This is a genomic window from Campylobacter mucosalis (assembly GCF_013372205.1).
Classification (GTDB): Bacteria; Campylobacterota; Campylobacteria; order Campylobacterales; family Campylobacteraceae; genus Campylobacter_A; species Campylobacter_A mucosalis.
Window position 1 is genome coordinate 518,057 of sequence record NZ_CP053831.1, and the last position, 25,261, is coordinate 543,317.

At 37.0% G+C, this 25,261-nt stretch carries 34 protein-coding genes and 1 tRNA gene; 18 read left to right on the plus strand and 17 right to left on the minus strand.

What is annotated here, in order from left to right; all coding sequences use genetic code 11:
• Nucleotides 1-2 precede the first annotated feature (2 nt).
• Together CMCT_RS02695 and CMCT_RS02700 are read left to right on the plus strand one after the other, a co-directional pair.
• Entirely contained in the window at nucleotides 3-155 is a 153-nt protein-coding gene (locus CMCT_RS02695; RefSeq protein ID WP_169752819.1) for a hypothetical protein, read from the plus strand.
• Nucleotides 156-211: 56 nt separating this feature from the next.
• Nucleotides 212-301, plus strand: a tRNA-Ser gene (locus CMCT_RS02700).
• A gap of 4 nt (nucleotides 302-305) precedes the next feature.
• Here CMCT_RS02700 and CMCT_RS02705 read toward each other — a convergent pair.
• From CMCT_RS02705 to aspS, 5 genes are all read right to left on the minus strand, one after another.
• The gene (locus CMCT_RS02705) at nucleotides 306-515 is read right to left on the minus strand and encodes an alkylphosphonate utilization protein (RefSeq protein ID WP_034968044.1); all 210 of its coding nucleotides are present in this window, start codon (nucleotides 513-515) and stop codon (nucleotides 306-308) included.
• A complete protein-coding gene (locus tag CMCT_RS02710; protein WP_034968047.1) occupies nucleotides 485-667 on the minus strand; it encodes a hypothetical protein in 183 nt (60 codons plus the stop codon). Before CMCT_RS02710 ends, CMCT_RS02705 begins: the two co-directional genes overlap by 31 nt.
• Nucleotides 668-701: 34 nt before the next feature.
• Nucleotides 702-1,220, minus strand: coding sequence for an inorganic diphosphatase (gene ppa / locus CMCT_RS02715; protein ID WP_034968048.1), 519 nt, complete (start codon nucleotides 1,218-1,220; stop codon nucleotides 702-704).
• Nucleotides 1,221-1,229: 9 nt separating this feature from the next.
• Entirely contained in the window at nucleotides 1,230-1,799 is a 570-nt protein-coding gene (locus CMCT_RS02720; RefSeq protein WP_169752820.1) for an adenylate kinase, read from the minus strand.
• Nucleotides 1,800-2,036: 237 nt separating this feature from the next.
• A complete protein-coding gene (gene aspS, locus CMCT_RS02725) occupies nucleotides 2,037-3,791 on the minus strand; it encodes an aspartate--tRNA ligase (RefSeq protein WP_034968051.1) in 1,755 nt (584 codons plus the stop codon).
• 186 nt (nucleotides 3,792-3,977) lie between these two features.
• On the opposite strand from aspS, the gene CMCT_RS02730 reads away from it, so the two are divergent.
• The 14 genes from CMCT_RS02730 (at nucleotide 3,978) to mrdA (ending at nucleotide 15,891) form a co-directional block, all read left to right on the plus strand.
• Nucleotides 3,978-4,835, plus strand: a complete 858-nt coding sequence (locus CMCT_RS02730) for an NAD(+) kinase (RefSeq protein WP_034968251.1) — start codon at nucleotides 3,978-3,980, stop codon at nucleotides 4,833-4,835.
• Complete coding sequence (locus CMCT_RS02735) at nucleotides 4,835-6,352, plus strand: AAA family ATPase (protein ID WP_034968055.1); 1,518 nt, start codon at nucleotides 4,835-4,837, stop codon at nucleotides 6,350-6,352. Before CMCT_RS02730 ends, CMCT_RS02735 begins: the two co-directional genes overlap by 1 nt.
• 97 nt (nucleotides 6,353-6,449) lie before the next feature.
• A complete protein-coding gene (locus CMCT_RS02740; RefSeq protein ID WP_034968058.1) occupies nucleotides 6,450-7,709 on the plus strand; it encodes a GGDEF domain-containing response regulator in 1,260 nt (419 codons plus the stop codon).
• Nucleotides 7,710-7,765: 56 nt separating this feature from the next.
• Complete coding sequence (locus CMCT_RS02745; RefSeq protein ID WP_244948670.1) at nucleotides 7,766-8,485, plus strand: TatD family hydrolase; 720 nt, start codon at nucleotides 7,766-7,768, stop codon at nucleotides 8,483-8,485.
• 19 nt (nucleotides 8,486-8,504) lie between these two features.
• On the plus strand, nucleotides 8,505-9,716 hold the full coding sequence (locus CMCT_RS02750) for a lytic transglycosylase domain-containing protein (protein ID WP_034968064.1): 1,212 nt from the start codon (nucleotides 8,505-8,507) through the stop codon (nucleotides 9,714-9,716).
• The gene (locus CMCT_RS02755) at nucleotides 9,703-10,494 is read left to right on the plus strand and encodes a septal ring lytic transglycosylase RlpA family protein (RefSeq protein WP_244948659.1); all 792 of its coding nucleotides are present in this window, start codon (nucleotides 9,703-9,705) and stop codon (nucleotides 10,492-10,494) included. The genes CMCT_RS02750 and CMCT_RS02755 overlap by 14 nt, the downstream gene beginning before the upstream one ends.
• Before the next feature lies 1 nt (nucleotide 10,495).
• A complete protein-coding gene (hisB, locus tag CMCT_RS02760; RefSeq protein WP_034968067.1) occupies nucleotides 10,496-11,071 on the plus strand; it encodes an imidazoleglycerol-phosphate dehydratase HisB in 576 nt (191 codons plus the stop codon).
• Complete coding sequence (locus CMCT_RS02765) at nucleotides 11,068-11,556, plus strand: KdsC family phosphatase (RefSeq protein WP_034968070.1); 489 nt, start codon at nucleotides 11,068-11,070, stop codon at nucleotides 11,554-11,556. Before hisB ends, CMCT_RS02765 begins: the two co-directional genes overlap by 4 nt.
• On the plus strand, nucleotides 11,547-12,068 hold the full coding sequence (gene lptC / locus CMCT_RS02770; RefSeq protein ID WP_034968074.1) for an LPS export ABC transporter periplasmic protein LptC: 522 nt from the start codon (nucleotides 11,547-11,549) through the stop codon (nucleotides 12,066-12,068). The genes CMCT_RS02765 and lptC overlap by 10 nt, the downstream gene beginning before the upstream one ends.
• Nucleotides 12,047-12,520 carry a lipopolysaccharide transport periplasmic protein LptA gene (lptA, locus tag CMCT_RS02775; protein ID WP_034968077.1) on the plus strand — a complete coding sequence of 158 codons (474 nt, stop codon included), beginning with the start codon at nucleotides 12,047-12,049 and terminating at the stop codon, nucleotides 12,518-12,520. Before lptC ends, lptA begins: the two co-directional genes overlap by 22 nt.
• Nucleotides 12,517-13,113 carry a ribosome biogenesis GTP-binding protein YihA/YsxC gene (gene yihA / locus CMCT_RS02780; RefSeq protein WP_034968080.1) on the plus strand — a complete coding sequence of 199 codons (597 nt, stop codon included), beginning with the start codon at nucleotides 12,517-12,519 and terminating at the stop codon, nucleotides 13,111-13,113. Before lptA ends, yihA begins: the two co-directional genes overlap by 4 nt.
• Entirely contained in the window at nucleotides 13,110-13,568 is a 459-nt protein-coding gene (locus CMCT_RS02785; RefSeq protein WP_034968083.1) for an N-acetyltransferase, read from the plus strand. The genes yihA and CMCT_RS02785 overlap by 4 nt, the downstream gene beginning before the upstream one ends.
• A 50-nt stretch (nucleotides 13,569-13,618) precedes the next feature.
• Nucleotides 13,619-14,023 carry a hypothetical protein gene (locus CMCT_RS02790; RefSeq protein ID WP_244948660.1) on the plus strand — a complete coding sequence of 135 codons (405 nt, stop codon included), beginning with the start codon at nucleotides 13,619-13,621 and terminating at the stop codon, nucleotides 14,021-14,023.
• Nucleotides 14,020-15,891 (plus strand): penicillin-binding protein 2, encoded by a 1,872-nt coding sequence (mrdA, locus tag CMCT_RS02795; protein ID WP_051654852.1) that lies wholly within the window; start codon nucleotides 14,020-14,022, stop codon nucleotides 15,889-15,891. The genes CMCT_RS02790 and mrdA overlap by 4 nt, the downstream gene beginning before the upstream one ends.
• Here the strand turns inward: mrdA and ybeY are convergent.
• On the minus strand, nucleotides 15,872-16,279 hold the full coding sequence (gene ybeY / locus CMCT_RS02800; RefSeq protein ID WP_034968089.1) for an rRNA maturation RNase YbeY: 408 nt from the start codon (nucleotides 16,277-16,279) through the stop codon (nucleotides 15,872-15,874). The genes mrdA and ybeY overlap by 20 nt on opposite strands.
• Nucleotides 16,280-16,345: 66 nt before the next feature.
• Here ybeY and queC point away from each other — a divergent pair, with 66 nt between their 5' ends.
• Nucleotides 16,346-17,017, plus strand: a complete 672-nt coding sequence (queC, locus tag CMCT_RS02805) for a 7-cyano-7-deazaguanine synthase QueC (RefSeq protein ID WP_034968092.1) — start codon at nucleotides 16,346-16,348, stop codon at nucleotides 17,015-17,017.
• A 2-nt stretch (nucleotides 17,018-17,019) separates the two neighbouring features.
• Here the strand turns inward: queC and CMCT_RS02810 are convergent, their stop codons facing one another.
• Nucleotides 17,020-17,442, minus strand: a complete 423-nt coding sequence (locus CMCT_RS02810; RefSeq protein ID WP_051654853.1) for a hypothetical protein — start codon at nucleotides 17,440-17,442, stop codon at nucleotides 17,020-17,022.
• A 116-nt stretch (nucleotides 17,443-17,558) separates the two neighbouring features.
• On the opposite strand from CMCT_RS02810, the gene hcp reads away from it, so the two are divergent.
• The gene (gene hcp, locus CMCT_RS02815; RefSeq protein WP_034968094.1) at nucleotides 17,559-18,893 is read left to right on the plus strand and encodes a hydroxylamine reductase; all 1,335 of its coding nucleotides are present in this window, start codon (nucleotides 17,559-17,561) and stop codon (nucleotides 18,891-18,893) included.
• A 38-nt stretch (nucleotides 18,894-18,931) separates the two neighbouring features.
• Here hcp and CMCT_RS02820 read toward each other — a convergent pair whose 3' ends face one another.
• From CMCT_RS02820 to mobB, 10 genes are all read right to left on the minus strand, one after another.
• Complete coding sequence (locus CMCT_RS02820; protein ID WP_034968097.1) at nucleotides 18,932-19,432, minus strand: hypothetical protein; 501 nt, start codon at nucleotides 19,430-19,432, stop codon at nucleotides 18,932-18,934.
• 135 nt (nucleotides 19,433-19,567) lie between these two features.
• A complete protein-coding gene (locus CMCT_RS02825; RefSeq protein ID WP_176325002.1) occupies nucleotides 19,568-19,720 on the minus strand; it encodes a hypothetical protein in 153 nt (50 codons plus the stop codon).
• Nucleotide 19,721: 1 nt separating this feature from the next.
• Nucleotides 19,722-20,135, minus strand: coding sequence for a hypothetical protein (locus CMCT_RS02830; RefSeq protein WP_034968100.1), 414 nt, complete (start codon nucleotides 20,133-20,135; stop codon nucleotides 19,722-19,724).
• A gap of 1 nt (nucleotide 20,136) precedes the next feature.
• Nucleotides 20,137-20,259 (minus strand): hypothetical protein, encoded by a 123-nt coding sequence (locus CMCT_RS09405; protein ID WP_280525194.1) that lies wholly within the window; start codon nucleotides 20,257-20,259, stop codon nucleotides 20,137-20,139.
• Between the two features lie 142 nt (nucleotides 20,260-20,401).
• Nucleotides 20,402-20,737, minus strand: coding sequence for a hypothetical protein (locus CMCT_RS02835; protein ID WP_034968103.1), 336 nt, complete (start codon nucleotides 20,735-20,737; stop codon nucleotides 20,402-20,404).
• 51 nt (nucleotides 20,738-20,788) lie between these two features.
• Entirely contained in the window at nucleotides 20,789-21,784 is a 996-nt protein-coding gene (locus CMCT_RS02840) for a hypothetical protein (protein ID WP_034968105.1), read from the minus strand.
• Nucleotides 21,784-23,682, minus strand: coding sequence for a methionine--tRNA ligase (gene metG / locus CMCT_RS02845; protein ID WP_034968107.1), 1,899 nt, complete (start codon nucleotides 23,680-23,682; stop codon nucleotides 21,784-21,786). Before metG ends, CMCT_RS02840 begins: the two co-directional genes overlap by 1 nt.
• A gap of 9 nt (nucleotides 23,683-23,691) precedes the next feature.
• On the minus strand, nucleotides 23,692-23,880 hold the full coding sequence (locus CMCT_RS02850) for a hypothetical protein (RefSeq protein ID WP_034968109.1): 189 nt from the start codon (nucleotides 23,878-23,880) through the stop codon (nucleotides 23,692-23,694).
• The gene (locus tag CMCT_RS02855; protein ID WP_176325003.1) at nucleotides 23,873-24,715 is read right to left on the minus strand and encodes a class 1 fructose-bisphosphatase; all 843 of its coding nucleotides are present in this window, start codon (nucleotides 24,713-24,715) and stop codon (nucleotides 23,873-23,875) included. Before CMCT_RS02855 ends, CMCT_RS02850 begins: the two co-directional genes overlap by 8 nt.
• A gap of 9 nt (nucleotides 24,716-24,724) precedes the next feature.
• On the minus strand, nucleotides 24,725-25,204 hold the full coding sequence (mobB, locus tag CMCT_RS02860) for a molybdopterin-guanine dinucleotide biosynthesis protein B (protein ID WP_034968112.1): 480 nt from the start codon (nucleotides 25,202-25,204) through the stop codon (nucleotides 24,725-24,727).
• Between the last annotated feature and the right edge of the window lie 57 nt (nucleotides 25,205-25,261).

A 25,261-nucleotide genomic window follows, 5' to 3' on the forward strand; every position in this document is an offset into this window, starting at 1 on the left:
AGATGAAAATTTTATCTTTTTTATTAGCTTTTGTATTTTTTGCTGGTTGTTCTAATACGTGGCACGGCATTAAAGAGGATACAAACAACGCTACTGAATGGACTAAAGAAAAGGTCAATAGTGGTGCAACGTATATAAAAGAAAAGACAGAGTAGCGTTATAGCCAATTTTAAGAAAAATCTGCTATAATCACAAAATCTTTTTAATCTTTCGGGAGATGGCTGAGCGGTCGAAAGCGGCGGTCTTGAAAACCGTTGAGGTGTGAAAGCCTCCTGGGGTTCGAATCCCTATCTCCCGGCCATACATTATGCTTTTTTAAGAAATTCTGTTTTTAGTACTATCACTCCCATTTTGTCTATTTTGCCCTCTATCTCTTTATCGTTGCTTGTTAGCCTTATGTTTTTTACCATTGTTCCGCGTTTTAGTGTCGCTCCAGCACCTTTTACCTTTAGATCTTTTACTAGAGTTACATTATCTCCGTCGTTTAGTTGTGTTCCATTAGCGTCTTTTGCCATATTCTATCCTTTGTTGAGTTTGTTTCTTTAAAATTTTGGTTCTTAAAACCACCATAAGTTTGACTTTTTCCACCGTGCATATCTATTTTTTGACTAGTTTGGTTTGCTATTAAACAGCTAAAAAATATCAAAATAGAAGCTAAAATTTTCATATTAAATCCAAAAAAGCCCCAAAAAGGGGCAATATTATTTGTAGTTTTTGATAGCAGATTCTAAAATTTCAGTCGCTTTTTCTTTATCGCCAAAATCCTTAACCTTAACCCACTTGTTAGGCTCTAAAATTTTATATGTTTCAAAGAAATTTTTAATGCGATTTAGCGTAGCCTCTGGCAGATCCTTGTAACTTTTGATATTTTCATATCTTGGATCGATTTTGCTAACTGGTACAGCTAGAAGCTTCTCATCCATTCCGGCTTCATCTTCCATTACTAAAACGCCTATTAGACGGCAAGGGATCACGCTACCAGCTTGAAGCGGATACTCATTTAGCACTAAAATATCTGCCGGGTCGCCATCAGCCGCTAGAGTGTTTGGCACGAAGCCATAGTTTGCAGGGTAAAACATCGCTGAGTAAAGCACACGATCAACTACGACAGCACCGCTATCTTTATCGATCTCATATTTTATGTTTGAGCCGTAAGGTATCTCGATAACGGCATTAATTTTATCAGGATTTGAACCTGCTTTAATCTTTGAAATGTCCATATTTTTCCTTTATAGTAAATTATTTATTAAATTTTTCATATCGGCTACAATCGGCTCAATCGCACGTTCACCGTTTATGACGTGAAGCAAATTTTTGCCCTTGTAAAACTCACGTATGGCGTTAATCGGCTCTAAATAGACCTTCATTCTGTTGTTAAACACCTCGTTGTTATCATCAGCCCCGCGCGCACGACCAAGCACTCTCTCTCTTGCCACGGCTTCGCTTACATCAACTTCAATCACGCCTTTTAGCACGATCTCGCTTTGCGATGAAAGTACTTTATCAAGCTCGCTCATCTGCTCTACGCTTCTTGGATAGCCGTCTATTACGATATTTGCTTTATCTGAACCTTTGATTGCTGAGATTATCGCATTTACGACCACTTCAAGCGGGACTAAGTTGCCCTTTGAGATGAAGCTATCAATTAACTTTCCAAGCTCACTGCCACTAGCAACTTCCGCACGAAGTAGGTCACCAGTTGAGAAGTGAGCAAAAGTGCTATCTGCTTTTGCGATTAGGTCTGCGTCGGTGGTTTTACCGCTTCCTGGAGCACCGATGATTAAAAATAATTTTTTCATAATTTGTCCTTCTTGGCTTCATCTCGCTTCATCATACTTTGTTGATTTTAAAATCGCTTAATCTGATTTTGCGATATTGTGCCGTAATTTATATCTTAAAACGTTGTTTTGGCTTGTCTTTTTGCTTTATACGTCGTTGAAATTTTCAAATTTCGCCTAGTCTAAAACAAAAATATTTTACCACGTTTTTTATTTAAAAGTACCAAAAAGCTAAATTTGGCTTTTTGACACAAACTTTTACTTCTGCTCTTTTTCCCTAAGTCTTAATCCAAGCTCACGCAACTGCTCGCTATTTGCCTCGCTAGGTGCTTTTGTGAGTGGGCATTGAGCGCGTTGGGTCTTTGGAAATGCTATGACATCGCGAATCGAGCTTGATTTAGTCGCCAACATTATAAGGCGGTCAAAACCTATTGCTATACCGCCGTGCGGTGGTGCACCAAAGCTAAGTGCGTCAAGCAAGAAGCCAAATTTCTCTCTTTGCTCGGCTTCATCAATACCAAGAAGCTTAAAGACCTTTTGCTGAATCTCATTTTTGTGAATTCTCACACTACCGCCACCAAGCTCAAAGCCGTTTAATACCACATCGTGAGCGACTGAAAGGATATCTTCTAAATCAGGCTCGTCAATGTTTTTTGGCAATGTAAATGGGTGGTGCATAGCCGAATACGAGCCGTCATCATTTTGCTCAAACATAGGAAAATCAAGCACCCATAAAAATTCCATTTTTTCTTGGTCAATTATACCCATTTGCTCAGCTAAGAAAATTCTAAATCGCCCCATATAATCAAGCACGATTTTTTTGCGACCCGCTCCAAAAAATACGACATCACCGACCTTTAAATTGCACCTTGAAACGATTAAAGCAAGATCACTTTCAGAGAAAAATTTACAAAGCGGACCTTTTAAGCCGTCTTCTTTCATTTGAAAATATCCAAGCCCTTGTGCACCGAATTTTCGCACAAATTCTTCAAATCTATTCATCTCACGTTTAGAGAAAATATTATCTCCGTTTGGCACTTTTAGGGCTTTTATGCGGTTTTTCTTAGGATCTTTTGCGATTGATGAGAAAATTTCGTTTGTCGAACGCTCAAAAATATCAATCACATCAACCATTTTAAGGTCATACCTTAAATCCGGTTTATCAGAGCCATATGTTTCAGTCGCTTCTTTGTAGCTCATTCTGCGAAATGGCGTTTTTATCTCGTATCCACAAGCACTAAAAATATCTTTTAGCATATTTTCAGCCATATTTAAAATATCTTCTTGCTCAATAAAGCTCATCTCAACGTCAATTTGTGTAAATTCTGGCTGTCTATCCGCTCTTAAATCCTCATCTCTAAAACACTTTGCTATCTGAAAATATCTATCAAATCCAGAACACATCAAAAGCTGTTTAAAAAGCTGTGGGCTTTGTGGCAACGCATAAAACTGCCCTGGATAGACGCGACTTGGCACTAAATAATCCCTAGCACCCTCTGGCGTGGCACGTGTTAAAATCGGTGTTTCAAATTCTATAAAGCCCATTTTTTCAAGGCTGTTTCTAGCCGCGATAGCTGCACGAGAACGCATTTTAAAGATATTTTGCAAACGCTCATTTCTTAAATCCAAAAAGCGATATTTTAAGCGAATATCCTCATTTACGCTCTCATCGCCTATCATAAATGGCAACGCCTCGCTTGGATTTTCAAGGATTATCTTATCTGCTACCACCTCTATCTGCCCAGTTTTTAGGCGTGGATTTACAAGTCCTTCACCCCTAGCTCTAACCTTGCCTTTTACTCTTAAAACATACTCATCTCTTACATGTGATGCGATCTCGTGCGAGTCCTTGCTATCTGCTGGGTCGCAAACTATCTGTATAAGCCCTGTGCGGTCGCGAAGGTCTAAAAATATGACTCCGCCGTGATCTCTATATGTATTTACCCAGCCACAAAGCGTCACCTCTTTGCCGATATCAGCAGTCGTTAAATCAGTGCAGTAATGACTTCTCATAGATTTTTAGTCGTCTTACGTTTGAAATTTTCAAACCGCAACTCTCCTTTCTTGATTATAAAACTGGGCAATTTTATTGAAATTTGGTTTAAAAATAAGTAAAAAGCAAAGGTTTAAGTCATTGTGTTTTTAAACATTAAAGGTTTTTTTGATAATATACGCAATAAAATTTTTAAAGAAAATAGTATGAGTTTGGACTATAAAAGTGTAAAATTTGTCGGTCTTATCGCTAAAAAAACACCTGATTTGAATAGAAATTTTAAAATTCTAACAGAAATTTTAAAGAGCTATGGCGTTGAAATTTTGCTTGAGTTAGGTTGTGCAAAAGCACTAAATTTAAGCGGTTTTGAACTTAAAAATTTAGCACAAAGATCTGATTTTTTAATCTGCCTTGGTGGCGACGGAACTATCATCTCAACGTGTAGAAAATTAGCTGAAATTTCCCCATTTGTGCTTGGCATCCACGCTGGAAGACTTGGCTTTTTAACAGACATCACAATGAGTCAGGCAAATGATTTTTTTAGGCAGTTTTTTGCTGGAAATTTCATAATAGAAGAGCCATTTATGCTTGATGTCATTTTAAACAAAAAAGACGGCACAAACGGAGAAAAACTAGCCTTTAACGACGCTGTTATAATGCGTTTTAAACCCGCTAGTATCGCAAGTGTTGACGCTTTTGTAAATGGTAAAATTTTCAACTCATACTTTGGCGACGGCTTAATCGCTGCAACGCCTGTTGGCTCAACGGCTTACAATATGAGTGCTAGTGGCGCAATCATCTATCCATTAAGTGATGTTTTTACGCTAACACCGATATGTTCGCACTCTTTAACGCAAAGACCAGTTATCTTGCCAAGCGACTTTTGCGTTGAGCTTAGGGCGTATAAAGATGAGGTTTTAGTTATTGACGGGCAGGATACGTTTAGTATGAGAGATTATGATAGTGTCGGCATTAGACTTAGTAAAAAAAGAGCAAGACTAATCCGTCACGTTGGGCGTGATTATTTTCAAATCTTAAAAGAGAAACTTCGCTGGGGACATTGATGATAGAGAGACTTTTGATAAAAAATCACCTTAGTTTTGATGAGGTTGAACTAAATTTTAAAGAGGGGCTTAGCGTTTTTACCGGCGTTAGCGGCGCTGGAAAATCGGTGCTAATGAACGCCATAATGAGTGCTTTTGGCTTATCTGAGAGCGAGGCTAGGCTGGTTGAGCTTGATGTTCGTTTTAATTTTAATATGAGTGAATTTGGCATAGAAAATGAGGATGTAAATAGCTTTAAAATGCTTAAGGATAAAAGCACTCGCTACTTCATAAACTCACAAGCCATATCAAAGAAAAATTTATCCCAAATCGCAAACGAACACATAAAACATCTCTGTGCAAAACAGATAAATGAGTTTGAAAATGAACGGTTTTTAGAGCTTTTAGACGCTTTGGTTCAAACAGATGAACATAGACAAAATTTAAAAAAAATAGCCCAAATTTATGAAAATTTTAAAAAAGTCAAAACCGAGTTAGATACGATAAAATCGGATGAGTTAAAGATCGAGGAGCTAAAGGAATTTGCTAAATTTGAGATAGAAAAAATAAGCAGTGTAAATCCAAAAAAAGGCGAGTTTGATGAGCTTATGGCTATTAAAAAACGCCTTAGCAAACGCGATAAAATCGAACAGGCTTGGGCTAGAGCTGAGCAAATTTACGAGTTTGAACATAGCGTAGTAGAGGCTTTAAACATAAGTGAGCTTGATACTACGTTTTTTGAAGAGGCTATGAATAGCTTAAGAATCGCAAAAGATAGCCTAAATATGGACGAACTAGATGACTTTGACGCTGGGGTGGTGCTTGATAGGATAGAGGCGTTAAATGGCATTATAAGGCGTTATGGAAGCGAAGAAGAGGCACTAAATACGCTTGAGCGGAAAAAAGAGGAGCTACAAAGGTATGAAAATTTAAGCTTTAGCAAACAAGAGCTTGAGGCTCAATTTATAGAAATTTCAAAGCTACAAACTGAAATTTCAGACAAAATAAGCAGTGCTAGAAAAGCTGTCATAAACAGATTAGAAACGCTGATAAACTCGTATCTTAACGAGCTTTATATGAAACCTGTTTCACTTTTGATAGAGCCAAAAAATGTAGATGAAAGTGGAGCTGATTTTGTAACGCTAAATTTAAATAACACTGCTTTAAATAAGCTTAGTTCAGGGGAGTTAAATAGGCTTAGACTAGCGTTTATAGCCTCATCTAGTGATATTTTACAAAGCGGAAATGGAGTGATAATACTTGATGAAATAGACGCAAATTTGAGCGGAAAAGAGGCGATGAGTATCGCAAATGTTTTAGTAAAAATTGCGAAATTTTATCAAATTTTTGCAATCTCACACCAGCCACAGCTAAGTTCTAAAGCAAACTCTCATTTTTTGGTTGAAAAAAATGCCGAAAAATCGAGCGTAAGGGAGCTAAAACCACACGAAAGAGCCGATGAACTTGCACGTATGATTAGCGGTGAGCATATTAGCCGTGAGGCTCTTGAGTTTGCAAAGGGGTTGTTAAGCAATTAAATTAAGATAAAATCACATTTAAGCTAAAAAATAATTTTTTTTGATAAAATTGGGGTGCCTAAATTTTCAAAAATTACATAAACACGGAAAGAATAAGATGGAACGAATCCTTATCGTAGATGATAATAAAGCGCTTTCAAAACTCATAGCTAAGAAAATGCAAAGTAGCACGGAGCTTGGCTTGGAGATAGATGTAGCTCACGATTTTGCTGAGGCTCAGGCGTTGATACAAAAGCATAAAAACAACTATTTTATCGCGTTGCTTGATCTAAATTTACCCGACGCACCAAATGGCGAGATAGTTGATTATGCTCTTGAAAATAACCTTTGCGTCATAGTTTTAACAGGAAGTATAGATGAGGATACAAAGTCAAATTTTGTTAAGAAAAACATCATTGACTATGTTTATAAAGGCAACGTTGATGACGTGAATTTCATATTTAAGATGATAGAGCGTCTTTATAAAAACAAGCAGTATAAGGCGATGATAGTTGAGGACTCGACACCTGTTAGAAACGAGCTAAAAAGAATGCTTAAGAACTTACAGTTTGAGGTATTTGCAGCTGCTCACGGTGAAGAGGCTATGAGCTACTACGAGGATCATCCTGATATGAAGTTGGTTTTAACAGACTTTAATATGCCTGTTAAAAATGGACTAGAAGTTTTAAGAGAGCTTAGAGAAAAAGCCGATAAAAACACGCTTGGTATCATCGCTATGACTAGTCCAAACGATGATGTTGGTGCTGCCACGTTTTTAAAGAGTGGCGCAAATGACTTTCTAGCAAAGCCTTTTGGTAGAGAAGAGCTAACCTTACGCGTAAATAACACTATAGAAGCTATGGAAAATATAGAAAAGATAGCAAATTTTGCAAACAAAGACTTCTTAACTGGTGTCTACAATAGACGATTTTTTTATGCAAACATGTCAGAGTATATCCCACACGCAAACTCAGAAAGCGAACCTTATGCTGTTGCCATGCTTGATATAGATTTTTTCAAAAAGATAAACGATACTTATGGTCACGACGTTGGAGATAAGGTTATACAAACTTTGGCCAAAAAACTAGATGATTCTGTAAAAGGACGAGATGTTGTGGCTCGTTTTGGTGGGGAAGAATTTTGCGTTGTCCTTAAAAATATACAAAAAACGGATGCGATTAAGTTTTTTGTAGCAGTTAGATCTGCTATGGCGGCTAATGTCGTGGAGTATAAGGATCAGACTATAAAATTTACAGTTTCAATAGGTGTGGCGTTTAGTGATAACCAACGTGACATACACGAGCTAATTGAGATGGCTGACTCTGCCCTTTATAACGCAAAGGAAAATGGAAGAAACAGAGTGGAGATAGCTGAGTGATCATCGATACTCACTGCCATTTAGATGATAAAAGCTACGATGCAGATTTTTTGCAAATGTTACAAAATGCTAGAAATTCTGACGTTCGTGGCTTTGTTATACCTGGTGCTGATATTAATGATTTACCAAAAATAGCCAAAATAGCCAAAGAACATAGCCAAATTTATTTTGCGGTTGGAGTTCATCCTTATGATAAAGATGGCTTTGATGATAAAATTTTAAGGGAATTTATAACGCACGATAAGTGCATAGCTGTGGGCGAGTGTGGGCTTGACTATTTTCGTTTGCCAAAAGATGATGATAAAAAGAGTGTTGAGAAGCAGGAGCAAAAACGTGTTTTTTTAGCTCAATTAGAGCTTGCAATTGAGTTTAAAAAACCCGTTATACTTCACGTTCGTGACGCTAACGAGGATTGTTTTAATATTTTAAAGGAGTATGCTACAAAGCTAGAGGGTGCTGTTTTGCACTGCTACAATGCGTCGCCTTTATTATTAGAACTTACGAAATTTGGAAATTTTTACTTTGGTATAGGTGGCGTTTTGACGTTTAAAAATGCCAAAAATTTAGTAGAAATTTTGCCAAAAATTCCAAAAGATAAGTTGCTTATAGAAACTGATGCTCCATATCTTACTCCAGAGCCATTTCGTGGCAGGAGGAATGAGCCAGCTTTTACGAGCTTTGTTGCTAAAAAGATAGCTGAAATTCTAAGCCTTAGCGAGAGTGAAGTTTGCGAACTGACCTCAAGCAATGCCAAAAGATTGTTTAAGGTGTTTTGACACGTAAATAAGGATAAAAATGAAAGCCATATTAAAGATATTTTTAATATTTGCCTGTGCAGTTTCGCTGTTTGCAGGTCCTGCTGAAAATTCACACGATTTTCAAGCAAAAATTCTAAAAGAACTTGACATAGATCTGAAATTTATGAATACCTCATATTACAAAGATATGAAAAATAGCATAAAAACAAATCAAATTAACGCGTTTTCTAAAATTTTAAAAGATGGATACAGATACGTACCGGTACTAAAGGCTCATATAAATGAGTCTGGCATACCTGGCTCTTTTTTGTATCTTGCTATGATAGAATCGGGTTTTTCAAACCACATAGTTTCAAGTGCTAAGGCTGTTGGCATGTGGCAATTTATGGAAAAAACCGCAAGACTGCACGGACTAAAGATAAATAAATACGTAGATGAAAGGCGCGATCCTATAGCTTCTACAAAGGCTGCTACAACGTATCTTAAGGGGCTAAAGAGCCAGTTTGGCAAATGGTATCTTGCTATAATGGCTTATAACTGTGGTGAGGGAAGGCTTCAAAAAGGCATAACAATGGCTGGAACTGACGATATAGCCGTTCTTTTAGACCCTAGTAAAAACTATCTGCCAAAGGAAACTAGAAATTTTATAATTAAAATTTTAAGAGCCTCTTTTATAGCTAAGGATTCTGAGTTTTTGCTCTCAAAAGACGCAAAAATGCTTCAATCTATGAATGGACTTAAGCTAACAAAGGTAAGCGTCCCTGGTGGCACGAATTTAATCCAAGTTGCCGATAGCATAGGGGTTGGCGTAACTAGACTAAAAGAGGATAACTCTCATCTGAAGTTTATATTTACGCCACCAACGTCAAAGAACTATTATGTATATATCCCTGAGAGTAAAAAAGAGCTATTTGAGCAAAATTTCAAACCTTTTGCTGGTAAAAATAACTTCTATACATACACCGTTAAAAAGGGTGACACTCTGCTTGGTATAGCCAAAAAAGAAGGCATAAGCCACCGAGCTATAAAAGAGTATAACGAGCTAAAGACAAATTTAGTCGCCGTAAATCAAAAGCTTATCATACCAGACTCTGCTAAAAATAAGATACAAAATTACGTAGTAAAAACAGGCGATACATTAGCGACACTTTCAAAGAAATTTAACGTAGATGCAAAAGATATTGCAGAAGCAAACTCTATCGCTAGATCTGATGTTTTAAAAGTTGGAGTAAATATTGTCATACCTTAAAATTCTAAAATTTACAGCCATTGCTTTTTTTATTACTGGATGTTCTTGGAGTGGTGCCCCGTTTACGCCTAGTGGGCCAACAAGTGTAAAACCAAACACATCAGCTAATATGCATAAAGCCACAATGAGACCATATACTATAAATGGCAAGACCTATTATCCGACCGTTGTTAGTGTTGGCGATAAGGCTAGTGGCACGGCTAGTTGGTATGGTCCGGACTTTCACGGCAAAAAGACATCAAATGGCGAAATTTACAATATGCACAATATGACCGCAGCTCATAAAACCTTGCCGATGAATACGATCTTAAAAGTAACAAATTTAAAAAACAGTAGATCTGTTGTGGTTCGTGTAAATGACAGAGGTCCTTTTGTAGGTAACCGAGTTTTAGATCTATCAAAAGCGGCAGCGCAACAGCTAGATATGATAGCTAATGGAACAGCACCTGTTAGTATGGAGGTTATAGGTTTTCACGAGAATACGCCAGTGGCTCAAAACAAGCCAACCCAAAACACAGGCATGCAGATGAATACACAAAGCTTTGTGGGTGGCGAATTTATGGTTCAGATAGGCTCTTTTAAAAATCAAAGTGGAGCACAAAGATATAAAAACGAACACCAAAGTATAATGGGCTATAAGACAATAGTAAAAAGCTTTAGCGATGATAACGGAGTTTTGGTTTATAGGGTATTTTTAACTGGATTTAGAAGTGAAGACGAGGCAAGAGATTTTGCTAAGAGTGGAAAATTTGAGGGTGCATTTATAGTTAGGGGCTGATATGGCTAATATAAGTAGAAAGACAAACGAAACCGATATAAACGCCAAAATAAATTTATATGGTAGCGGAATTTGTAAAATTTCAACTAAAATAGGCTTTTTTGATCATATGTTGCAGTCATTTGCAAAACACGCACTAATTGACTTAGAGTTAGCCTGTGATGGCGATATTTATGTTGATTTTCACCATAGTGTAGAAGATGTGGGTATAGTTATTGGTTCTCTTTTAAAGCAAGAAATATATCCAGCAAGTGGCATTGAGCGTTTTGGAGATAGTGTTGTTGTGATGGATGAGGCAGCTGTTAGTTGTGCGATAGATCTTAGCAATAGGGCGTTTTTGGTTTATGAAAATTTTAGTCAAAGTGGCAAGGTTGGAGAGTTTGACGTAGAGCTTGTTGAGGAGTTTTTTAGAGCTGTTGCTAGTAATGCAAATATCACGCTTCACCTAAGCAAAATTCGTGGCAAAAACGCTCATCATATAATCGAAGCTACATTTAAGGCGTTTGCCGTTGCGTTAAGAAGAGCGATTGCTAAAAATGAGCGAGTATTAACTCCTAGCACTAAAGGCGTTTTATGATAGAGATTATTTTTTTAGATGTTGATGGATGTTTAACTGATGGTAAAATCGTGTATGACGCAAATGGCGAACTACTAAAATCATTTGACGTTAAAGATGGCTATGCAATAGAGAGTTGGCTAAAGCTTGGTAAAAAAGTTGCTATTATAACCGGCAGAAAGTCAGAAATTGTAGAAAGACGTGCCGAGGATCTTAAGATAACGCACGTTTATCAGGGTGTTAGCGACAAGCTTGAGGTCGCGAAGGAAATTTTAAAATTTGAGGGTCTTAGCTTTGAAAATGCGGCTGCTATCGGCGATGACTATAATGACTACAAAATTTTACAAGCCGTTTCGTGGAGCTTTAAACCAAAAGACGCTATAAAAGAGCTTGAAGTAGATACAAGATTAAAGCACAAAGGCGGTGCTGGGGCTATTCGTGAGATGATAGAGATAATCATCAAAGAGCAAGATTTGTATGATGAATGGTCTAAGCGTTGGTTATAAAAATTTTCTATTTTGTTATTACTATTTTTAGTGTAACATTTATATTTTTACTCTCATCTGACCCGTACTTTGCTGATACGTTTAAGCAGGATTTTAAGGTATCAAACACTCAGGCAAACGATGTTGTAGACTATGAAATAAACGCAACTAAGGTCGTTTCTGTTTATGAGGCAGATGAGATGAATAGATATGCTGATTTTGATGAGGCTTTGAAATTTAAATCCACATCTTTAAGAGGCTTACAGCAGCATCTTATGAGTTCTGATAAGGCGATTTTACAAGGCTATGAGATAAAATTTATAAGCAATGCAAAATATGAAAATAATGAGAGTTTGAAATTTAGCTCAGAAGAGATGATTTATAATAAAAAAACTAAGATTATACGCTCTGATGTGCCATTTGAAATTTTAAGGGATACCAATAGAGCTATTGGACAAAGCATAGAGTATGATACACAAAAAAAGCAGATGAGGGCTAAGGAGATAAAAGCGTGGGTAGAGCAAGACAAATAGTGCTTTTTTTGGCACTTAGTGTTTTAGCATTTGGTGCTGAGCAAGTGCAGATAGTTGCAGATAGTTTTTTTGCTGATGAAAACAAGCAGATTAGCGAATTTAAGGGCAATGTTAAGATAAATAAGGGAAATTTTGACGAGCTAGTAGCAAAAAATGTTGTTGTGCATTTTGATAAAAATAGACAACCGACCAAATATATCGCAACGGGTGACGCGAAATTTAAAGTCCTAATCAAGCAAAAGCACTACAATGGAAACGCAGAGGTGTTAATCTACGAACCAGCAACTCAAACATACACCCTAACAAAAGACGCTCATTTGCACGAAATAGACACCGATAAGCATATTTATGGAGAAAAAATCGTCATAAACCAGCTAAGCGGAACTTATAATGTAAATAGTGATGAGAAAAAGCCAGTGAAATTTATCTTTCAAGTTGAGGATAAAAAGTGATAAGAGCTGTCAGGGCTAAATTTTTAACATCAAGTCCAAGCATAAAAGAGGCTCCGTCTTTTGGGCTAAGTGAGATTGTATTTTTAGGACGCTCTAATGTTGGAAAATCAAGCCTTATAAACGCACTAACTAACAACAACTCTCTAGCCAAGAGCTCATCTACTCCCGGCAAAACACAGCTTATAAATTTCTTTGAGGTTGGACTTAAAGACGAGGATGAGCAGTTTGACATTATATTTGTTGATCTACCTGGTTTTGGCTATGCAAAGGTCGCAAAGTCGCTTCATCACGAGTGGAAGAGAAATTTAGATGAGTTTTTAAAGCTAAGAAGTACGATAAGGCTTTTTGTACATCTTATAGACTCAAGGCATTTTGATTTAGATATAGACATTAACGTGCGTGAGTATCTAAAAAGCTTTCTTAGACCAGATCAGCGAATGCTAAGCTTATATACAAAAGCTGATAAGCTAAATCAAAGCGAACGTGCGGCACTTATGAAATTTGACCCAAATGGAATTTTAGTCTCAACCCTAAATAAAAAGGGCGTAGATGACGCACTAAATAAGATAGTAAAAGAGAGCCTTGGATTATGATAGAGTTAAAAAAACCAAAGCCAAAAGATGTCCCTGCTATGCAAAAAATGGTTGCAAAAGAGGTGGCAAATGCTATTATTTTGCCAAGAAGTGATGATGAAGTAAGCACAAATATAAGATCATACACTATCGCGACTAATGATAATGAGATAATAGGCTACGCGGCACTTCATTTTCATACCGTAAATTTAGCAGAGGTAAGAAGCCTTGTAGTAAGCGATGAGTATAGAGGGCAGGGCGTAGGCTCGATGATTGTAAAGAAAATTTTAGACGAGGCAAGAGAGTATGAGATAGCTCAGGTTTTTACGCTTACTTACAAAAAGAGTTTTTTTGAAAAGCTCGGCTTTTACGAGATAGAAAAGACACAGCTTCCAGCTCAGAAAATTTGGGCTGATTGTGCAAAATGCAAACGCTTTCCAATATGCGACGAAATAGCTCTAATCTACGATATTTAGGCAATTTTTTAGGCATTATAGCTTTATTTGCTTATGAAGTTGCTACCACTATGTATAGTGTTTTGCCACCACTTATAGGCGTATTTTTTACATATTTGATTTTTGAGTATTCTAAAAAGCGTAAAAGATATACGGAATTTGATTTTGGCTGGTATTTAAGTATCGCATTTTTGATATTTGCCGAGCAAATTCACGGTTTTTACATATTTTCTAGCATAGTGGCGTTTTTTATATTTTTTTATTTTATGGTTGATTGGCTTTTTGCTACATTTAAATCCCGCCTTTTGCTACTTGTAGTTTTTGTTAGTGCTGGATATGTCGGGACTTACGCTGTAAGTTCGCTAATGAGCTACATTCAAAATTCAACAATGCTATATTTTGGTAGTGAATATTTGGTGTTTATATCGGTTGAGTTTTTAATAAGCATAGTTTTGTTTAAAGAGCGTATAGTATGAGACTTCGCATAGTTTATGCCATAATTTTGCTATTTTTTATAATGCTACTTACTAGAATTTACTATCTAAGCGTAAATTCAAACGAATATTATGAGAATATTGCTGAGCAAAATGTAGTTAAAACCCAGTATCTGCCGCCGGTTAGAGGGATAATTTTTGACTCAAAAGATCGCCCTTTGGCGGTAAATAGACTAGGTTTTTCTCTTGCTGTCAAGCCACACTTAAGTAGCAAAAAAAGAGTTGCCTTGCTAGATGAGGAGTTAGCTTATATTGCTGAAATTTTTACTGACTTAAATGTCACAAAACTAAAACGAGAATATATAAAAAACGACTCCCCTTACAATCAAGAGTTTATAAATGTTGTTGATTTTATCGACTATGATAAATTTGTGCCATATTTTGCAAAACTCTCTTTACGTCAAAATTTAAAGATACAACCAGCTAGCAAAAGACACTATCCGTATGATGACCTGGCTTCTCACATCATCGGATATGTCGGCAGAGCAAATCAGCAAGATATGGATAACGACCCTATAACAAAGCTCACAAACTATATTGGCAGAAGTGGTATCGAGAGGTATTACAACTCTATTTTGCAAGGCAATGAGGGTTTTAAAAAAACAAAAGTAAATGCCCTAAATGAAGAGATAGAGTCGCTTGAAACGATCTTGCCAAAGAGTCAAAATGTAAGGCTTAGCATTGACCTTGAACTTCAGAAATTTATAGGCGAGGTTTTTGGTAAAGACGCTGGTGTCGCGATTGTTATGGATTTAAAAGATGGTGCTATTATAGCAGCTGGAAGCTATCCAGAATATAACCTAAACAAATTTGTCACAGGTATATCAAAAGCCGAGTGGGAGGAGCTTGTAAGGGATATTGACCACCCATTTACAAATAAACTGGTAAATGGTTTGTATCCGCCAGGATCAGTTGTAAAAATGGGTATGGGTTTAGCATTTTTAGATGCTGGAGTTAGTCGTTGGGATGGGTATTACTGCTCTGGCTCGTATGAGCTTGGTGGGCGTAAATTTCGCTGCTGGAACTCCTATGGTCACGGATTTATGAATTTAAATGACGCCATTAGAGAGAGTTGTGATGACTACTTTTATAAAAATAGTCAAAAAATGGGTATAGACGCGATAGTGCCGATACTTGAGCGTATAGGTTTTGGGGTAAAAACTGGTGTTGACTTGCCAAATGAATTTATAGGCGTAGTGCCTAGCAGAGAGTGGAAAATGCGTAAATACGGCAAGTCGTGGTATCAAGGCGAAACGCTCATTACCTCTATTGGGCAGGGAAATTTTCTAGTTACTCCTATGCAGATTGCTAGACACACAGCCGCACTTGCAACGGGGCTAAACGTTATCCCACATTTTTTAAAGAGCATAGATGATAAGGATGTTGATTTTACTCCAAAAGATGATATGTTTACGCCTTTTGAGAAGAGCCAGTTGCCTATTTTAAGACACGCTATGTATGAAGTTGCAAATCACCCAAAAGGCACGGCTAGCAAGCACTTTACAAATTCACTCCTAACCATCGCTGCAAAGACTGGAACTGCTCAAGTTGTTGGCATATCTCAAACTGAAAAAAAGCGTATGAGAGAGGAAGATATGGCGTATTTGCAACGCTCTCACGCGTGGCTTACAACCTTTGCTCCGTATGAAGATCCGCAGTATGTCATTACGATGATTATCGAGCACGGAGGACACGGCGGTAGTGCGGCTGGTCCAAAGGTAACTCAAATTTATAATAAACTTGTGCAAATGGGCTATATAAATTTAGACGAGCTAAAAGCCAAAATTGAAGCAAAAAAGGCACCAAATAAAAAGAGCAATAAAAAAGCTACTAAGACTCAAGAGTTCTAACTATCAGACTCTTTGGTAACTTAAATTTTAAAATAACCTCCTCCTCCTTTGCCCTCATCTCACCCCTATCTTTTTCGTGATCATAACCTAAGACGTGAAGCAGTCCGTGCGTAAAAAGCAGAGCAGTTTCATCATCTTCTGTGTGTCCTAGCTCTATGGCTTTTTGTCTTACTAGGTCGGTGTTTATGACGACACAGCCAAGTGGAGTATGTGGGATGTATTCAAACGGAAAGCTTAAAACATCGGTGGTTTTATCGATATTTCGCTCAGTTTTATTGATATTTTTCATCTGTTTTTCATTGACAAAACTAAGCTCAACTTCGCCTGGTGTTAAAAACTCGCAAATTTGATCTAAAATTTCAGGGTATTTTTCATCGCAGAGTATCATTTTTGGCTCTTTATTTAAAATTTTGTATAATTTTATCCAAAATATTAAATTTTAAAAAGGAAAATTGTGAAAAAAGCAGTTTGTATAATGAGTGGTGGTATGGATAGCACGCTTTGTGCGACCTTGGCACTTAAAGAAGGTTATGAAGTCGTGGCTTTGCATTTTGACTACGATCAGCGAACGATGAAGCGTGAAAAACGTGCATTTAGTGAGATTTGTGATTTTTTGGGTATCAAAAATAGGCTAAATTTAGATGTAAATTTTATAGCAAAAATAGGTGCAAATGCCTTGACTGATAGAACTCTAGATATCCCAAAAGATGGTTTAGGCGATGAAGTGCCAAAAACTTATGTGCCTTTTCGTAATGGTATTTTTATCTCAATCGCGGCGGCTTTAGCTGAAAAAGAGGGTGCAAATGCACTATTTATCGGTGTTGTTGAAGATGATAGTTCAGGCTATCCTGACTGCAGAAGCGATTTTATAAAAGCAATAGAAAGAGCCATAAATTTAGGCACAAAAGATGAAACAAAGCTAGAGATAAAAATGCCACTTGTTGGGCTAAGTAAGGCACAAATCGTCGCAAAATCGCTAGAGTTTAACTCGCCACTTCATCTTACTTGGAGCTGTTATGAGAGCGATGATGAGGCGTGTGGACTTTGTGATAGCTGTCGTTTAAGGTTAAGGGGCTTTGAACTGGCAAAGGCAAAAGATCCGATAAAATATGCTAAAAATGGTTAAATCTAACCATTTTTGCTAAGCTCTTTGTATTTATCAGCTAAAAATTGCTTTTGCTCTTTTGTGAGGTTTGCTGAGTTTAGTGCGTTTTGAACTATCTCATTTGCACGAGAATTTAGCAGTTCGTAGCTGTTTTGATTTTGCTTAAAAATTTCACTCATCAGATCATCTTTTTCATCTTTTAGCTCAGAGATTGCGTTTGAAAGGGCGTCTGGGCTAACTGAGCTTGAGCTTAAAAGCTCATTTATCATTTTGCCATTTTCACTCTGGCTTAAAATGCTACTAAAATCACCCTTGTTTGCCTTATTTGTGTCGTATTTAAGTAAAAAATCCTCAAAACTACCGCCATTTTTATTTGAAGCTTTATACATATTATAAGCCGTGCTTGCGGCTGGATCAAGTCTAAAAAGATAGCTTTTATCTTCCATTTTTATCCTTTGTTTTTTACCTTTTTAAGCAAGATTTATTCCATATCTGATTGATTTTAATCAATAAAACTAATTATGTTTTTTAATAAAATATTATAAATTTAAAAAGGAGAAAAATGAGTGAAAATTTAAAGATGTTTTGTCATCAATGCGAGATGAGTGCGCCTGACGGCTGTGGTGCTCACGGGCAGAGCAAAGGCACCTGTGGCAAGGATGATACGTTAGCAAGGCTTCAAGATACGATGGTTTTTGGGCTTAAGGGTCTTAGTGCTTATCGCCACCACGCACACGAGCTTGGTGCTGATACGAGCGAGGTTGATAGAGTTATGGCTGATACGCTTTATTTTACGCTTACAAACTCAAATTTTAACTTCAACGAACACATAAAACAGCTTCTAGCCGTCGGCTCTGCTGGTGTTAAGGTAATGGATATTTTAAGCGAGGCTCACACAAAAACCTTTGGTGTGCCAACTCCGGTTAAAGTAAGCCAAAACAAGGTTGAAGGCAAGGCGATTTTGGTTAGCGGACACAACCTAAAAGCCCTAAAAATGCTATTAGAACAAACCGAAGGCAAGGGCATAAATATCTACACACACTCAGAAATGCTCCCTGCTCACGGCTATCCAGAACTTCGCAAATACAGCCATTTAAAGGGCAATGTCGGCAAGGCGTGGTTTGATCAAACTAAATTATTTAATGAATTTAAGGGTGCGATTTTGATGAGCACAAACTGCATTATGTCACTTAGAAGTAACTGCGAATATAGCGAGCGTTTGTTTGGCTATCAAATCGCAGGGACACAGGGTGTAATGATGATAGAAAATGATGATTTTACGCCGTTAATTGAGTGTGCCCTAAATTGTGGCGATGTGAGTATGGATAGTGACGCCTGTTTGGTTACTGGTGGACACTATAAGACGATTTTAACACTAGCACCAGAAATTCTAGACGCTATAAATTCAGGTAAAATTCGCAGATTTTTTGTCATAGCAGGTTGTGACGCACCTGGCAAAGGTCGTGAGTATTACAGAGAGTTAGCACAAAACCTACCGCAAGACTGCGTGATTTTAACATCAAGTTGCGGCAAATTCCGCTTTAACGACATTGACTTTGGCGTCGTTCCAGGCACAAATCTACCACGCTACATTGACTTAGGTCAGTGTAATGATTCAAACGGAGCCGTTAAAATCGCACTTGCGTTAAGCGAGGCAACTGGCATTGCGGTAAATGACCTGCCACTTTCAATCGTGCTAATGTGGATGGAGCAAAAAGCTGTGATTATCTTACTTGCTCTGTTTAGTCTTGGTATGAAAAATATCAATGTTGGACCGACTCTACCTAAATTCTTTAACGAAGAGATAGTGAATTTCTTGGTAGAAAATTTTGGCGTTAGGCTAATTAGTGGCGACGCTAAGGCTGATTTAGCTTACTTTTTAAACGGACATAAGTAAAATTTGGGGCTTTAATCAAAAAGCCCTAAAACACAGAGTTAAAATTTAATGTCGTAAGTTATACTTTTTGCAAATTCATAGGTGCGTTTTTGGTTAAAATTCATATTTAAATTCGCACTAATAAAACTAGGTAAAAGTTTAACTTTGGCACTTAAAGAGGCCAAAAACTCGGCATTTTCTTCAAGCGAGTATGATAACTTTTCGCAATTTTGTATATTGCCAGAGATTTGTGAATTTTCTAAATAACGCTTCACTCGTTCGCCAAAAAAGCTTGGCAGAGCGTTTAAATTTATCCCCTCATCTTTAATAAATTGTGCCAATTCATCGCTACTGACTGGCGTTTCATTCATATTTTCGTGTTTTTGTATTTGATGAGTGTGTTGTGTTTGTGTTTTGTTTTTATTTAAATTTGCACTGGCATTTAACTCCCCACCGACATCTTTTACCTTTGCCCCAGCATTAAAATCAGCACCAACCTTAGTGCCTAAATGCTCTTTTGACTGCGTTTCATAGCTAAATTCATACGATTTTATGCCCATACGAAGCGAGAGAGCAAAGACTGCTCGGTTTAGGTCATAAACGTAAATTTCGCTTAAATTTTCAAGCGTATAGTAGCGATTTTGATAAATATCTGATTTTATTAAAACTTGATTTAAAAACGATTTTATGGGCTTTTAATCGCTATCTTTTGAGCTTCTTACAGATAAGTTGTTAAAATTTTCATCATAAATTTTGACATCGCAGTTTTTTGTAATTGGCTCTACTGCCACTGGATTTTCGTTTAAGTCAGTCATCATCTCAATATCAGTAAGCATTAATCTATCCATTTTAAATCCTCTTTAAATAAATGATAACACCAGCGACAACTAGGCAAATCATCGCACCGATTATTACTCTTTTTGTTTTATATTTGTTTAAAATTTTGTTAAAATTTGCCACGTCAAGCCCCATAACATTTAACGTCTTTTCTATCTCGTTTTTTGGTGTGTTTTTATCGTATAAAAGCATAGCAACACGAGTCCTGCCGATATCATCAGGCTCGGTGTGTTTTAAAAAGACAAAAAATTTATCGCCCTTTTTTATGAATTCTTGCCTTTGCTTGTAAGTGATTTTAAATTCTGATTTAAAATCTATTAAATAATCTATCTGCTTTTGCTCATCTTCGCCAAAAATTATCTTACCATTTAGGGCAGTGATTTGGTCATTTTGGCTATTTTTGCCCTGAATTGTCGCTAAAACCACGTTAAATCCTCTCTAAAAAGCTAAAAATTTCATCCTTGCTAACCCTTGTCATATCAAAAATTTCAAGGTCAGCACCATTTTGTCTAATCTCATTTTTTAGCTCTTTTTGCTTGTTTAAATCCATCTTATCGCCACGAGTTGCTATGATTTTTGGGATAAAGCTTCGCTCTTTTGCCTCTTTTGTGGCGTTTTTAATCTCGGCTAATATTTGTGCTTTATTTAGCTCATACTTTAAAATATCAAAAATGTAAATGTAAATTATCTGTCTATTGCTCTCTTTTTGTTTTAAAATTTTGTAATTCGCTTTTGATTTTTTCTTTTTCTTTATTAAATTTTGGATTACCAGAGATGTTTATGATAGTGTATGTAAAATTTTTTGATAAGGCTTCTGTGTCGATTTTTGTTGGTGTGGCTTCGTAATTTTGGCTAAAATTATTGCCCAAAAGTGCGTTTAAAACAGCGTCCTTGCCAGCTTCCATCTGACCTGTTAAAAGTATCGTGCCTTTATTTTTTTTAATTAATGCAGCCAAGCTCAAACCAAACAAAGCAACTATAATAGCCCAAATAACCCAAGCCGGCAAAAGCGGTAAAAGTGGTAACATTTAAATCCTTTTTAAAAATTTTAAAAAGGTATTTTATTCAAAAAAAACGGCTTAAAGAAAATGCGAGAACAAATTTTCTTGTGGTTTTTGCTGGTCTAGGACACTTAAGACGTCAGATTTTGGTGCTAAAACTAACGCATATCTAAAATTTTTAAGCTCTTTAAGTTCATTTAAATTTTCAAAATAAAAGGCGTTTTCTAACTTTATATTTGTATCTTTTGGCAGACAAAAGATTATCTCATCTGCACTAAAATTCTTTTGTAAAAACGCACTCTCTACATAAAAAAGCTCTTCATCGCTTTCGGTTATAATCGCTCTAAAACTTGAGCCAAAATTTGCTGGACGGAAATTTTTATCAATAAATATTGGCTCAAAATGTCCCAAATTTTTAGTTTCATTTACCCTAAAAGAGATCTCATTTTTATTTAAAAATTTAAGCAATCCGCAAAATGCAGGTAAAAATACTCGCGGTATATTTAAATTTTGGTAAAAAATTTCATCACAAATGAAGCTTGAAAAAAATATCGAGCTTGGGTTTATCGGTGTAATTTTTGTATCGCTAAAAACTTGATCATAAAATGGCGATATGCGTTCAAGCGTTCGTGTGTGTGAGCCAAAAAAACACTCATTTGAGTTTGCTCGTAAAATTTTATCAAAAAGTTCATCTATATTTTCGCTCATTAATGTGGCATTTTTGCCAAGATTTAAACGCTCAAGCATAGCCATTTGCATTGGATTTACATAAAAAAATCTGATATTTTTCTGACTTGCTAAATATCTCATAAGTCTAAAAAGCGACGAACGTAGATTTTCAACCTTTATATAGGCTATCTCTGTATCAATAATGCTAACTTGCTCGTCATAAACTATGGCGTATGCTCCGTTTTTTATGGCGGTTGCAATCTCGTCTTCGTCAGCTTGTGTCGCTATGAACGCAAAGCCCTGTTTTATCCGTTTGGCTTCAAAGCTAAAGCCGTAAATTTGCGATATTGCTGGGCGATTTGCTAGTTCGCCCTTTAAAAGTCTAACCAAATCTATGATTAGCATTAGCCCACAACCGCTCCGTTTTTAACCTTTGTGTGAGTGCCAAGAAGCACGAGCGAGCCGTCATCGGCTGATAAAATCATACCTTGACTGACATATTTTTTCATCATTATACGCTCTTTTAGGTTGGATAAAACGCAAACTTGTTTGCCAACAAGCGTAGCTGGGTCGTAAAATTTGGCAATACCTGAAAGAATTTGGCGTGGCTCATTCTCGCCTAAATCAATCTTAAATTTAAGCAATTTGTCACTACCTTCAACCCTTTGGCACTCTAAAACTTCGCCGACTTTTATGACAATTTTTGCAAAGTCATCAATGTTAATAATATCGCTTTTTTCTTCATCTTTTTGTGGTGTGATAGGCTGTGGATTTGGCATTAATTCGCTCTCAATACGAGTAATTAACGGCTCGGTTTTAGTAGCTTTAAAGTCTATAAGCTCTGCATTTTTAACCAAACGCTCATAATTTTTTGGCGAAATTTCAAAGCCAAGAGCGGCTGCGATTTTCTCGCAAGTTTTTGGCATAGCCGGGCTTAAAAGAAGTGCAACTTTGGCTAGTAAATTTGCACAAAGCCCCACAAGAGCGTTAGCTTCATCGGTTTTACCCTCTTTTATGAGCGTCCAAGGCTCATACTTTGCAATCGCCGTATTTGCAAGTGTTATCACTCGCCAAAGCTCTTCTAAATAGCGATTTGGTGCGATATTTTCTAAATTGTTAATGGCGTTTTTTAGATACTCATCTGCCTCGTTTAGCTCTGTTTTATAAAATTTCATCACATTTTTTGATGAAATTTCAAAATCACTATACTTCATACTCATACCAATTATTCGGCTTAAAAGGTTGCCTAGTCCGTTGCCAAGCTCTGAGTTAATACGCTCAATGAGTGCCTTTTGACTAAAATCTCCGTCTTGCCCAAACGGCACTTCACGAAGCAAAAAGTAGCGAAAATTTTCAAGTCCGTAAGCGTCTGCTACCTCTTTTGGATTTACGACATTGCCTTTGCTTTTACTCATTTTTTCGCCGTTTCTAGTCCACCAGCCGTGAGCTGCTACGCATTTTGGCAAAGGTAATTCTAAGCTCATTAAAAACGCTGGCCAATATACAGCGTGAAAGCGTAAAATGTCCTTACCTACAAGGTGTGTCGTATCGCTCCAAAAGTCCATTTTAGCGTTATCTCGTGAGTAGCCAAGTGTGCTAAGATAGTTTATTAACGCATCAAGCCAGACATACATAACGTGTTTTGGATCGTTTAAATTTTCTGGCAATTTTATGCCCCAGTCAAAGCTAGTGCGAGTGATTGAGAGATCTTTTAATCCGCCTTTTACAAAGCTAACGACTTCGTTTTTTTTGCCCTTTGGGACGATGCAATTTTCGTTTTCTTCATACCATTTTAAAAGAGCATTTTCATATTTTGATAGCCTAAAAAAGTAGCTTTCTTCTTTTACGACGCTAGTTTTTCGCCCACAATCTGGACAGCAGTTATCATCAAGTAGCTGAGTTTGGGTAAAAAATGTCTCACAGCTCACGCAGTAAAAACCCTCGTATTCGCCCTTGTAAATGTCGCCCTTTTCATACATTTTAGCAAAAGCGTTTTGTGCTGTTAGCTTGTGTTCTTCGTCTGTTGTTCTTATAAAATGATCATAACTTATCTCAAACTCATCCCATAATGAGCGAAATTTACCGCTTATCTCATCGGCGTATTCTTTTGGGGTTTTGCCCCTTAGTTTTGCGGCTTGTTCTATCTTTTGTCCGTGTTCATCAGTGCCAGTCATAAAGTAAGTTTCATTGCCCTTTAAACGGCTAAAACGTGCTAAGGTATCAGTAATTATAGTCGTGTAGGCGTGTCCGATATGCGGGACGTCATTTACGTAATAAATTGGTGTCGTGAAGTATTTTTTCATCTTTATCCTTTAAAATTCAAATCCGCCAGAATCGCCCTTTGACATCGAGTTGTAGGCGGCATCTACATAGTTTTTGCGAATTTCGCACTCAAAGATTAGCTCGCAGTTAAAGCAGGAATTTAGCCCCTTTTGTGCTTGGCAGTCAGTTAAAATTTTAGCCTTTTCATCAAGCTTTAACTCAAACTCATCTTTAACCATTATAAGCCTTTAAAAGTGCCGTGATTTCATACTTTGAGCCAAAAAAGCAAGGAGTTGTTTGATGAGTTTTTTCTACCTTTATATCAAGTAAATTTTTAGCCCCATCAACCGCTAAACCACCGGCATTTTCATAAATAAATGCAAACGGCAACACCTCAAAAAGCACCCTAAGTTTGCCATTTATTGCGTCTTTTGTGGCTGGATAACTAAATAACCCACCACCTTTTAGTAAAATTTGGTGCAAGTCAGCGACCATTGCACCTGAGTAGCGAAGGCGATAACCCTCATCAAACAGCGACTTTATAAGCTTTGCGTGAGTAGGGCTCCAACCCTTTTGCGTCGCACCACTTGCGTTTAGTTTGCCCTTTTCATTAAGGCTTAGCTCTTTTACAAATTTAAACTCGCCCTGCCTATCAAGCCTAAATAGTTCTGGCTTAGCACCACTACAAACCACAAGTTCTAATCGTGGTCCATAGACTGCATAAATTGCCATTTTTAGGGCCTTTGGGCTAAGTTCGTTTTTATAAATGGCGAAAATTGAGCCGACTGCAAAATTTACATCAACAAGGCTTGAACCATCAAGTGGATCGTAAGCAACTATAAATTCTGCGTTTTCATTTAAATTTAGTGGCTCATCTTTTTCTTCGCTAATTAACGCCTTTATGCTTGAAATTTTACCAAGCTCTTTTGTGATTATGTCATCGCTTAAAACGTCAAGTTTTAGCTGTGTGTCGCCTGTTGCGTTGGCGTTTGCAGTGTAGCCTAAATCGGCGTATTTTATCTCATCTGCGATTTTTATAACCGCTCTTTTTATTGCGTCTAAAATTTCACTCATCTTTACCCCTTAAACTTTTTTTGCGTTTTTTAAAATCCACTCACAAATGGCGTTTGTATCGTCTAAATTTATATTTGTTATATCAAAATTGGTGCTGTTTTGATAGGTCGCTATGGCGTTTGAAAATGGCAAATAGCTCTCATCTACCTTGTCCCTAAATACGCTAATTCTTGGCAAATCAAGTGTTTTTAACCCTTCAACTAAGAGTAAGTCAAACTCACCAAGCATTTTTATGACATCATCAAGGCTTGACTTTTCTTTGCTAAAATATGTAGTTCTTGTTGGGCTAAGCACGACTACATCAGCACCTGCCTCGCTAAACCTAAAACTATCCTTGCCCTTTACGTCAAACTTTGCCTTATCGCCCGGGTCGTGCTTAATGACGACTACTTTTAGTCCTTGTGCTATGAAATTTTGTGTAACCTTTAAAATAAGCGTAGTCTTGCCACTATTTGACGGGCCAGAAAACGCAACTGCTAGTCGTTTCATAAAAACCTTTTTTGTAAAAATAGCCTTGATTATAGCCAAAACAGACAAAAATTACGA